Annotated in this window: 11 protein-coding genes and 1 pseudogene; 7 read left to right on the top strand and 5 right to left on the bottom strand. The window is 38.5% G+C overall.

Translation table 11 applies throughout. The annotated features are described in order from the left end of the window. Positions 1-121: 121 nt before the first annotated feature. The 4 genes from FTT78_RS12930 to FTT78_RS12945 all read right to left on the bottom strand — a co-directional run bounded on the left by FTT78_RS12930 (position 122) and on the right by FTT78_RS12945 (position 2806). On the bottom strand, positions 122-436 hold the full coding sequence (locus FTT78_RS12930; protein ID WP_004973819.1) for a DNA-binding transcriptional regulator: 315 nt from the start codon (positions 434-436) through the stop codon (positions 122-124). Continuing rightward, a complete protein-coding gene (locus FTT78_RS12935) occupies positions 433-741 on the bottom strand; it encodes a transcriptional regulator (RefSeq protein ID WP_180044522.1) in 309 nt (102 codons plus the stop codon). The genes FTT78_RS12930 and FTT78_RS12935 overlap by 4 nt, the downstream gene beginning before the upstream one ends. Positions 742-852: 111 nt before the next feature. Continuing rightward, entirely contained in the window at positions 853-2148 is a 1296-nt protein-coding gene (locus FTT78_RS12940; protein ID WP_167846009.1) for a Y-family DNA polymerase, read from the bottom strand. Between the two features lie 43 nt (positions 2149-2191). Then, positions 2192-2806, bottom strand: a complete 615-nt coding sequence (locus FTT78_RS12945) for a LexA family transcriptional regulator (protein ID WP_096902350.1) — start codon at positions 2804-2806, stop codon at positions 2192-2194. 198 nt (positions 2807-3004) lie between these two features. Here FTT78_RS12945 and FTT78_RS12950 point away from each other — a divergent pair, with 198 nt between their 5' ends. The 3 genes from FTT78_RS12950 to FTT78_RS12960 all read left to right on the top strand — a co-directional run bounded on the left by FTT78_RS12950 (position 3005) and on the right by FTT78_RS12960 (position 6294). After that, complete coding sequence (locus tag FTT78_RS12950) at positions 3005-3586, top strand: hypothetical protein (RefSeq protein WP_004973810.1); 582 nt, start codon at positions 3005-3007, stop codon at positions 3584-3586. A gap of 92 nt (positions 3587-3678) precedes the next feature. Next, positions 3679-4866: a phosphotransferase enzyme family protein gene (locus tag FTT78_RS12955; protein WP_180044520.1), complete on the top strand. Its 1188-nt coding sequence runs from the start codon at positions 3679-3681 to the stop codon at positions 4864-4866. A 180-nt stretch (positions 4867-5046) separates the two neighbouring features. Then, entirely contained in the window at positions 5047-6294 is a 1248-nt protein-coding gene (locus FTT78_RS12960; RefSeq protein WP_179988969.1) for an ISNCY family transposase, read from the top strand. 190 nt (positions 6295-6484) lie between these two features. On the opposite strand, the gene FTT78_RS12965 is transcribed toward FTT78_RS12960, so the two are convergent. Next, positions 6485-6943, bottom strand: coding sequence for a DUF2147 domain-containing protein (locus FTT78_RS12965; protein ID WP_004973733.1), 459 nt, complete (start codon positions 6941-6943; stop codon positions 6485-6487). Between the two features lie 422 nt (positions 6944-7365). Between FTT78_RS12965 and FTT78_RS12970 the strand changes: the two genes are divergently transcribed. From FTT78_RS12970 to FTT78_RS12985, 4 genes and pseudogenes are all read left to right on the top strand, one after another. Continuing rightward, positions 7366-9225, top strand: a complete 1860-nt coding sequence (locus FTT78_RS12970) for an ABC transporter ATP-binding protein (RefSeq protein ID WP_167846013.1) — start codon at positions 7366-7368, stop codon at positions 9223-9225. Between the two features lie 227 nt (positions 9226-9452). Continuing rightward, complete coding sequence (locus FTT78_RS12975; RefSeq protein WP_004973729.1) at positions 9453-10481, top strand: AraC family transcriptional regulator; 1029 nt, start codon at positions 9453-9455, stop codon at positions 10479-10481. A 71-nt stretch (positions 10482-10552) separates the two neighbouring features. Further along, complete coding sequence (gene gcvH, locus FTT78_RS12980) at positions 10553-10927, top strand: glycine cleavage system protein GcvH (RefSeq protein WP_104851960.1); 375 nt, start codon at positions 10553-10555, stop codon at positions 10925-10927. Between the two features lie 295 nt (positions 10928-11222). Further along, positions 11223-11483: pseudogene (locus tag FTT78_RS12985) on the top strand (MFS transporter); the annotation flags it as partial. Positions 11484-11589 lie beyond the last annotated feature (106 nt).

Consider the following 11589-nt stretch of genomic DNA (forward strand, 5'->3'; position numbering starts at 1 on the left):
TTAAAAGTCCGAGTCAGGTATTATAGCAACAACATGGTGTTGCATTTCAAATGCTATCTAAGATTTGCTGTTGCTATAGGAAAGGCAAAATAATAACCCTCGTTGTTGAGGGCTATTTCATTTAAGCGAGATGGTCACGAACAAATTGAGGATCTAAAATAAACAATTTAATCAGTGATTGAGCTGCTCCTGAAGGTCTTCTAACACCTTGCTCCCAAGATTCCAATGTACGTTTAGAGATACCTAAAATTTTAGCAAATTGATCTTGAGTGAGTTCAGACTTTCTTCGTGCTAAAGCAACATCTGTTTCATTGATCACAGTTTTTCTTGCTGCGTTATTAGCAAGCATTTGTTTAACGCCTTCTAATAATTCAACATTTAAGTCTCGTTTTGCTTCTCGAGCTTCCAATTCTTTGTCACTTAATAAACGACTCATTTCAGTAACTCCGCTAATTGTCTAAGTGTCTTTTTCTCAAGTTGGGTAATTGTGTCTTTACTATATAAGGTCAATAACCAAATTTCGCCATTTGCTAAACGGTTGTAATAAATTACACGAACACCACCTTGTTTACCTTTACTCTTTCCACCCCATCGAATTTTACGAACGCCGCCAGTACCAGGTTCTACATCTCCTGTTGTAGGGTTCTCGGCAATGAAAATTTTAAAGTCATTGTATTGTTCTTCAGTCCAATAGTAGGGATATTCATTGGTAAAAAAAGTAGTCTCACAGATGGTATACATCAAACACCTTTATACTACTTTGTAGTGTTTAATTGTATACTACTTTGTAGTACTTTTAAGCATTAAATTAGGTCTCATATTGTGAGCTTTTTTAGCCCAATCAAATCACTGCTAATCACCAAGCGCCAATAAACCTTCCCAGCTAAAATAATTCGGGCTTAAATGGCTGCGCTGCATCGCCCAAGTTCGATCTTGCAATTTACATGCTCCAATGGCGAGTTTTTGCACACCAAATTTATTTTTCACGGTATCCAACACTTGCTGTAATTGTTCCTGTTTTTCAATGGCGTCAGTATCTGTAAGCAGGTCGTGAATATAGCTTTGTTTGGGTTCAAGTCCCGTTAAAATCACACCACATTTTTTAAAGGCAATTCCTTCCTGAAATAGCGTTGTCACATGCTTCATCATGGCTTTGTTCATGAGCAAAGCAGAATCTGTTGGCTCATTGAAAGCAATAGTGACCGATTGATTGTAAAAAACTTGGCGCGGATCAAAACGGTTAGATTGCGCAAAAATGATCATACAACCACATAAACTTTTTTCAGCTCTGAGCCTTTGCACAGCAGATTGTAAATAATCGCTCAAAGCTTCTGAAAGCGCATGAATATCTGTTACACGCTGCCCAAAAGAACGTGAGCTGATGATTTGCTGCTTACTTACGGTATTGTGCTCCAGTTCAATACATGCTGTACCTGTGAGTTCAAGAATGGTTTTTTTCATCAAAATAGAAAATTGGCGCTCCATTTGGTCTGGATTGCTTGTTGCTAGATCAAATACAGAACGGATACCCAATGATTGTAATTTTTTAGCGTTTTTGCGTCCCACACCCCAGACTTCAGCGGCATCAATGTGTTGAAACAAGGCTTCTTTGCTGCATAAATCCATATCCAGTAAATTACATACGCCGTTGAAATAGCGGTTTCGCTTAGCAAGATGATTGGCTAGTTTGGCTTCAGTTTTACTTTGACCAATACCAACACAAACAGGAAGAGCCAGCCATTTCCACAAGGTTGTTTTAATTTCCTGTGCAAGTGCGTTTAAATCGCGCTGAGAATATGAACTCAACTCAATAAAAGTTTCATCAATCGAATAAATTTCAACATCTTTGGCACTGACAAATTCTTGAATAATATTATTAAAACGTCTGGACATTTCTGCATAGAGCGCATAATTACTTGAAAAGACCGCAACATCATGTTGTTGAATTAATTCTTGAACTTGGTAAAAGGGCACAGCCATTTTAATGCCAAGTCGTTTGGCTTCTTCGGAACGTGACACCACGCAGCCATCGTTATTGGAAAGCACCACCACAGGACGATGATTCAGGTGTGGTTGAAACAACCGCTCACAGCTCACATAACAATTATTAATGTCAATGAGCGCAAAAACTTGCTCTAAAGCTTTCATGACTATTTTACTTATTCGGCTTTTTTATGCATTATTGTGGTGTTTAAACCATCAGGTTTTTCAAATTCCACGTGACCACAGCAAACACTTCAAAAGTTTGCCCATCTTTCAGGTAAATGCTGTCGTAGTCGGGGCTTTCTGCCTTGAGCCAAGCTTCGGGCAAAGTGGCAGGGTCGTAGTCTTCACCAAAATGTTCAGCCAATTCACTTTTGGACATTTTGGCTGTAATCATCAAGCGTTTAATAGTCAGGTCTTTTTGGTCGATTAATGCAACCACAATGCTGCGGTGTTTGGCTTCTTTACTGCGATCTACCAGTACAATATCGCCGTATTCAAGCCCTGCATTCACCATAGAGGTAGTGCGTACCACATTTAAAAAGGTCGCATTTTCATTAGAAATAAGATATTCATTCAGATCAATATTTTTATCAATATAGTCTTGAGCAGGCGAAGGAAAACCTGCAGGAATGGATTCTATTGTTACGGGAAGATGCAGCGTTTTTCTTTTAGCAAGCGCTTGAAAATCATGCTGATTCAGCAATTCAATTTGTTCAAGCAGGGCATTCAGGCTAGGGCTGGGTTTACCATCGCTGCCCATGATTTTTTGTAATGACGCCCAAGCAGCGTCAGAGAAGTAAATAGGTAACTTCTTAGACATGAGATTACTCCTACGCAACGAGGCGTGTTTGAAGTGAAATTTGATGTGTTGATAGCATAGCTGAAAACATGATTAAGATTCAATCTACGTGGATAATTGATTGCTAGATATAGATCACACTCTACGATTGCATAGCTATACAAACACAAGCCTTTCCGTTAGGATTTTTCTATCGCAGCAGCATATTTAGAGATTGGCATGCATATTGTTGAAGACATTTATTTAACGAAAGAAGAAGTTGAATCTTTACTGTTGGGATTAATCAATTCACAACTTGAACCTGAGTTTTTAATGCAGGATTTCATTAAACATCAGGTCTGGTCTTTGGCTGAATATTTTAAGCAAAATACTGAACATGAAATTGATTTTGCGCAAATCAGTTGCCCGATTAAAGTCAAAGCGGAATATCAAAATCATCGTTTAAAACGTCATTTTCTGGTTGAGTTTCATCTGACCACCACACCTTTTTTTAATTATGAGCCAGAAGAAAATAGCGTGGCTTACTCCTACATGATGAAAGATTTTTATCTGACCGATATTATTTTTTATGATGCCTATACGGGTGAAAATTTGCAGGCTTGGATGCAAAAAAGATTCGTGATTTTGCAGGGTGAACGTGAAATAGAAGTGAATTCATTGTCATGGTATGCAGATTACAATTTGCCGCAAGTTACACAAAATATGGTGTCTTTTGTGAGTGAAGCTGCTTATGACACAGGTTTAGATCAGATTGTAGATGAAGTGAATTTGCGTTTACGACAAGCCAAGACCGTTAATTAAATAGCTATCATCTATCTAAAAAATGATTATTTGAAATGGATGGCAGGGAATATACGATTACACAATGCTGATCAGGTTAAGGAATATCGAAAATGACCACAATCACACATGATTTAGGTCATGGCATGGGGAATGACTGGGAATATAAAGATTGGGCACATCTGACTGTCTCAGAATTACACAACCTGCAACCGTATTACCCATGCTTGCAAGGGGGTATTCAAATTCTGTGGTGCAGTCCGCGCCCATTTTCATCAGCCGCAGTGATTGAAGTCACGCAGGATGCAGTCAGTACAGATAAAATAGGAAGTCGCTCGTATTTCATTAAACGCAGTCATCGTTCATTTCGTAATGCGCAAGATATTTTGCAAGAGCATGCTTTTTTGCGACATTTAGCCAGTAAAAACATTCCTGTTGCGACATTAATTGCCTCGAATTGCGGACTGACCGCTTTAGAAATGGGCGACTGGACTTATGAAGTCTACGAAAAAGCAGCAGGTTTTGACTTATATGTCGATCAGCAATCTTGGACGCCGTTTTTCTATACAGAACATGCTGCAAAAGTGGGAAGTTTGCTTGCCAAATTGCATGTCGCCATGCAGGATTTTCCTGAGTTACATGGCAGATCGGTACGTTATTTAGTATCAAATCAGCAGCTTTTAGAAAGTGAAAATATCGTAACGGCTATTCAGCAACGTATTCAAAACAGCCCTGAATTGAGCCGTTATTTTGCCGATAAAAACTTAGACACCGTTTTTTTAGAGCGTGTATCTCAGACGCATCATAAAATTAAGCATGTATTGCAGCAGGTCACTAAAATTTGGACGCATAATGATTTGCATGCTTCTAATCTGTTTTGGTCTACGCAAAGTGCCGATGCCAATATTACCGCGGTGATTGATTTTGGCTTATCGGATCGAAATTCAGCGCTTTATGACCTTGCGGTCACGATTGAGCGTAACTTTATAGATTGGCTGGCTTTAGAACATACATCACAAATCAATATTGACGAAGCGGGTTTAAGCGCGTTTTTACAAGCGTATTTTGCAGAGATACATCCACAACAAGACTTTAGCATTTTGCCCGAATTGCTAAAAATTGTGCATTTGGATTTCGCATTTTCAGAGCTTGAATATTTTGTCGGAATTACCCAAAACCTGAAACATGCCGATGCTGCTTATTATGATTGGATTGTTGGGCATGTAAATTGGTTTTTTGCAGAGCAAGGACAGCAATTTACCCAGACTTTTACTCGATTAATTCAACGCGAATTGTCATAATCTGCACAGCTAAATGCAGGGTGCTGTCTTCAGATATCTTATTTAACATAATATAGATTATACGCAATTGAATTGTAACTCCAAAATAGAAATGTCCGGTTTCTCCAAAGTAAAAATGTCCGCTTTTAGAATACGCACTTTTGCGATTTTCTTAGCGGACGGTTTGTTATGTTGGTATCTATGTCGGATAAAGAACTTAAAAGATTGTCGGTCTTGCAGGAAATCTGTGATCAACGCATAACCCAGTCCCAGGCTGCTCAGTTATTACATATCTCAGAACGTCAGATCAGACGCTTATTGCAAAAATATAAAGCTCAAGGTCCTGCTGCATTAGCACATGCTGCTCGTGGTTTCGGTCCCACTTTAGCACATGAAAAGCTGACTACCATTCATGGATTTGATATTTCGGTAGAAACCCTGCGTTCTTGGATGATTGCAGCCAATTTATGGATTCCTCGTCATAAACGTCTGAAACGCCCGTATCAGCCTCGTTATAATCGAGACTGTTATGGTGAATTGGTCCAAATCGATGGCTCACATCATGACTGGTTTGAAGGACGAGCACCTAAGTGCTGTTTGCTGGTATTTATCGATGATGCAACTGGTAAATTGCAGCATTTACGCTTCTGTGAATCAGAATCAGCCTTTGACTATATGATTTCAACACGCCTGTATGTCGAACAGCATGGTAAACCTTTAGCATTTTACAGTGATAAGCACTCAGTTTTTAGAGTCAATCAAAGCAGCAAGAAAGACACCAAGATTACGCAATTTGGACGCGTACTCAGTAGTCTCACTATTGATATTATCTTTGCCAACTCACCACAGGCCAAAGGACGTGTGGAACGCGCCAACAGAACTCTGCAGGATCGCCTGATCAAGGAAATGCGTTTGGAAGGCATCTGCTCAATTACCGAGGCCAATGCTTGGCTGCCCTGCTTCATTGAGCAGTTCAATCAGAAGTTTGCCAAGTGTGCGAGAAACTCGAAGAACTTGCATCGACCTTTAACGGAATCTGATGCTGAGCTAGAGGATATTTTTACCTGGCAGGAACCGCGTAAGGTCACGAAGAATCTGACTATCACGTATGACAAGTGTATTTATATGCTTGAGCCAACACCACTGAACCACAAACTTGTTGGGCAATACATAACATTTTTAGAGTATCCAGATGGTACTGTGGCCATCATGCACGAAGGACGGAAGATCAACTACAGTATTTTCAATAAACTGGCTAGACTGCAGCAGAATGAAGTAGTTAAGAATAAAAGATTAGGTGCGGTTCTGGCCCATATCCAGCAACAACATGAAGAGTTGGAAAAACAAAATAAAAGTTCCCGTGCCAAGAAAAGTATGCCGAGTCGTAAAGCTCAGAAAGTTGTTATTGAACAAAGAAATTTAAATCCTGTTCTTGACTCTTGCAGTTAAAAACAGGCCATTTTAAATGGTTTATCGCATAGACATTTTAATTGGTGAATAACATGAATATATTAAGCAATTGATATATATGGGTTTATTTTGAGTGTTCGGTGTCTCAATTTATCTTATCATTCACAAAAAGATAAAAAGCTACTCAATCTTTCAATCAAGTAGCTTCAAAAATACGCCGTACAATCTGTTAAAGTTTTTTCCAAGTCATCGTGCTAATCGCATTCGCGCTCTTGGCTTTGCCATATACTTTCATTTGATTATTCGCCGCATTTAATTGAGCATCAATTTTATAGACATAACCATCTTTCGGGTTAATCCATTGTCCTTGCGAAAATTGTTTTGGATTTGAATTTGCTACCAAGCCTTCTAATGCCTGCATGCCTTTTATGGGCTGATTCTTTAAGTTGCCTTGGCATTTACTGCATACCTCTAATTGAATTGTGCCTACCGATAACAAATTTCGAGTAATTACAGCACTATATTCCGAAGTTTTAGAGTTCTTACGAATCACAATTTCTGCAACATAATGCCCTGTATGATCATCAATGACTTTCCATGTACCAATCAATGGATCAAATGGCATGGCTTGAGCAGGAAAAATAAATCCCAAATATAGTGCAATTGCACCTAAAAAATTACGCATCATAAAAATATCAACTTAAAACCAATTTACAGCACGGTTGTGCTAAAAATGGGCGTGATTATAGCAATCAATGTTGAATTTAAATTAATTTTTTCATTAAAATTAAATGTTTATATGCTATTGGTTCGATGAAATATCATTAAAAATGTGAACCAATACGCTTTTTGTGGATGGATAATTTTTGATGTGTTGCAGCTTTATGTATAAAAGTGAATCTATAACGTGATTTTGTATGCAAATTAATCATCTATATTTCTATTTTCAACATTTGCTGTGTTATGGCGTAAACTAGACCTACAAGCTGTATCACTATAAGTTAAGAAATATTCACAGGAATGCTCTTAACTTTATCCTAAGTTTTTTGTTTTTACTGTCTTAAATTTATCTATCTTTAAATTTAGGTTTAGTCATCAAGGTAACATCGTATGCTCAAGTGGTTCGAGAAACTTATAGATCCTTATCCAAATAAAGGTTTGACCGAACCCTTGCCAACCACGTTTTTTGCCTTTGTTTGGCAAGCAGCTTCAGGTGTACGTCCATATTTATTGTTATTGGTTTTATGTACTGCAGGCGCTGCCAGCTTTGAAGCTTTGCTATATGCAAAAATTGGCGATTTAGTCACATGGCTTAGTCAAAGTCAGCCAGATACTTTCCTTGCGCAACATCAGCAGAACCTTACTTTGCTGTTTTGTATTTTATTGGCCAATATCTTTTTTGCCAGTGCGCAGTCAATTGTGAAGCATCAAATGTTATACAGTGGTTTTCCAATGCGTTTGCGTTGGCGTTTCCACAATTTAATGTTGCAACAAAGTCTGGATTTTTTCCATAATGATTTTGCAGGAAGACTCTCTGCCAAAGTCATGCAAACCGCCTTAGCAGTACGTGAGTTTTGGGTCATTTTGGGCGATATGCTTGCCTATGTATTCATTTACTTTATTACGATTAGTCTGGTATTGGGCGCAATTTCTCCAATGCTCATTTTGCCGTTATTGCTATGGTTGGCTTTATTTATTCTTGCAGCAGCTTATTTTATTCCGCGTTTGAGCAAAGTATCTAATGAACAAGCCGATGCACGTGCGGTGATGACAGGACGCGTGACCGATGCTTATACCAATATTCAAACCGTAAAATTATTTGCGCATGCAGGTCGCGAAAGCCAATATGCCAAAGCGTCGATGCAAGAATTTATGTTGACGGTTTATAAACAAATGCGTTTGGGCGCTCAATATGAAATCAGCATCAATTTATTAAGCGTGGTGTTGTATGTGGGCGTTTTAGGTACAGCAATTTGGCTCTGGTTAAATGGCCGTGCAGAATTGGGGATTATTGCTGCCACTACAGCCATGATTCTTAAACTCAACAGTATTGCCGAGTTTATGATGTGGCAGACCTCTGCCCTGTTTGAAAATGTCGGCACCATTCAAGATGGTATGAAAACTCTCGGACGTCCAATTGCGATTCAAGACAAAGCCGATGCAAAACCATTACAAGTTGCTCAGGGCGAAATTCAGTTTAAAGATGTCAGTTTTGCTTATAACAGTAAAAACGTGATTGATCAGTTTAATCTGCATATTCGTGCAGGCGAAAAAATTGGTATCGTGGGACGTTCAGGCGCAGGTAAATCGACCTTAATTCAATTGCTTTTACATTTTTATGAGCTTAAACACGGCTCAATTATGATTGATGGGCAAAATATTGAAGATGTGACCCAAGACAGTTTGCGTAAAAATATTGCACTTGTGACTCAAGATACTTCGCTATTACACCGTACTGTGGCTGAAAATATTAAATATGGTCGTCCTGACGCGACTGATGCAGAAATGTTTGAAGCTGTACGCAAAGCCAAAGCCGAAGAATTTATTCCACAATTGACCGATTTACGTGGCAAAAAAGGCTATGAAGCCTACGTGGGCGAACGGGGTGTTAAACTTTCAGGTGGACAACGTCAACGTATTGCCATTGCCCGTGTTTTCTTAAAAGATGCGCCTATTTTAATTTTAGATGAAGCCACCAGTGCGCTCGACTCTGAGGTTGAAGCGGCAATTCAATCGAGCCTCGATGAACTCATGCAAGGTAAAACTGTAATCGCGATTGCACACAGACTATCTACCATTGCACAAATGGATCGTTTAATTGTGCTCGATCAAGGACGTATTGCAGAACAAGGTACGCATGATGAACTGGTGGCTATGAACGGAATTTATGCACAACTTTGGCAGCGTCAAACAGGTGGTTTTTTAATTGAACAAGATAAAATCGTAAAACCATCGACTGATAAAAATTAGCATCTCCAGCAACTTTGCTGTAACTCAGGCTTTGATGAAATGCAGATTTATCGCATATAGTCAAAGCCTGTTTTGTCTAACAATTTCCATAGAATTTCTTTAATTTTCATGCCAAGATGCAATATGTCATCTACGTTCTTATGTCGCCGTTTGGCAAACTAAGATATGCATAGATGACAGTCGCTAAGGCAAATTAAAATAAAATTAGCAAATGCAATGGAACATGCATGAAAACAATATCAGCACGTCAGGAACAAGGTGTTCCAGGGGTTTATGGCTTATTGGTTTTGGATGTTGTATCCCGTTGGGGTTATAACGCAGATACCTTATTTGCACCATTTCAACTCAATAGCGAAATGTTGGCAGACCCAGAATGTCGTATTCCTACACCTATTGCCAATGAGTTGGTTAAACATGCTTTAAAACTTACAGGCGAATCGACGCTCGGTTATCATCTTGGTACGCAAATGCGCATTTCTATTCATGGCTTTATTGGCTATGCGATTATGACTGCGCATGAAATTAGTGATGCGTTGATTTTAGCCAATCGTTTTATTCAACTGCGTATGCCCTTTTTACAATTGTTTTTCTCAACTTTTGGTGAAAAAGCCAGTCTGCAATTGCAGTGTGATATTCACATGGAACCTTTACGCACAGAAATTGCCATCGCTTTAATTATTGGCATGATTACCATGAGTAAAGCCATGACAGGTACCGAACACTTTACAGGTGAAGTCGATTTTGACTTTCCTAAACCTGCAGGTTTTGATCAGTATTTTTCGAAATTTCCTTATCATCAATTCCGTTTTGATCAGCCGTATTTAGGTTTAAGTTTTGACAAGCAATATCTAGGCTTAAAAATGATTAATGCCGATCCTATTGCCAGTCAAATTGCGATTAATCAATGTGAAGCCGAACTTTCTGCTTTAGGTGAACGTCGCCGCATTTCTATGCGAGTACGTGATATTTTAACCCACGCAGAACAGCATTATTTAAGCATTGAAAATGTTGCCGACTATCTACACATGTCAGACCGCACACTCAAACGTCAACTGGCTGCAGAAGGTACTTCATTTTCAAACTTGGTCGATGAAGTCCGTTATCGACATGCGACTTCCCTGCTTTCCCGTACCGACTACACGCTAGAACAAATTGCCGATGAATTGGGTTATAGCGATGTGGCTAATTTTAGTCGTGCTTTTAAACGCTGGAGTGGACGCAGTCCGAGCAATTGGCGTAAAGATCCGTATTTATAAACTTTTGTTTTTGGCAAAAAGCATGTATAAAACATGGCAAAAAGATTCGATACAATTTAAGGAGTTATCAAATGAATCACCCTGCTGAATTAAAATATGCAAGAACACATGAATGGGTGCGTATTGAAGGTGATTTGATCGTCACAGGTATTTCAGACCATGCACAAGATGCTTTAGGCGATTTGGTCTATGTAGAAGCACCTGAAGTTGGTCAAAAAGTAATTGCGGGTGAACAAGCAGGTGTGGTTGAGTCTGTTAAAACAGCTTCAGATATTCACGCCCCTGTTTCAGGCGAAGTAGTTGAAGTGAATAGCAATTTAGAAGATGACCCTGATTTTGTGAATGATGAACCGTATGGCAAAGGCTGGATTTATAAAATCAAACCAGACAATATGGCAGATGTAGAACAGCTTTTATCAAGTGCAGACTATGAATCTGGCTTATAAGCCTTAAATTTGCAGCGTTTAATCGCTCAAATTCAAAGAAATCAGCTTCGGCTGATTTTTTTTGTATTGCAACTTTAGAAAATAAACCTAATTATCTTTATTTGATAAAATAATTAAAATAATTGCATTAAAATCTAATTTTAATTTTAATTTTATTAAATAACTATACTTTTCACATAAATAGGTTTATTATTTTTTGCATGATCTTACTGTGTGATGACTTCCAATAACAAAGCATCTGTATAACAAAGTACACATTGCACGCTACTCCACTCACCATATATAGGTTTAAGTTATGTCAGCTATAAATGTCGAACATTTATGGAATAAGTCGTTTATTCTCTGCTTATTCAATAACTTGTTCTTATTCATATTTTATTTTGCGCAAACGACAATTTTGCCTATTTATATTGTGAATGAGTTGGGTGGTAGCTTGTCACAGGCAGGTTTAGCCATGACTTTGTTTATGTTATCTGCAATCGCGATTCGCCCATTTAGCGGTTTGATTATTGAAAAATTTGGTGTAAAGAAAACCTTCTCTGTACACGACAAATTTCACAGAACCCTTATCCTATCAGGATTCTGCTTTCTTAAAATTGCCAAAATTTCCTTAAACTCTTCTTTTTTCCCAAAACCAATTAAACGCTGAATCGCCATTTGAA

Source organism: Acinetobacter sp. YH01011 (genome assembly GCF_013420785.1).
Lineage (GTDB): Bacteria > Pseudomonadota > Gammaproteobacteria > Pseudomonadales > Moraxellaceae > Acinetobacter > Acinetobacter towneri.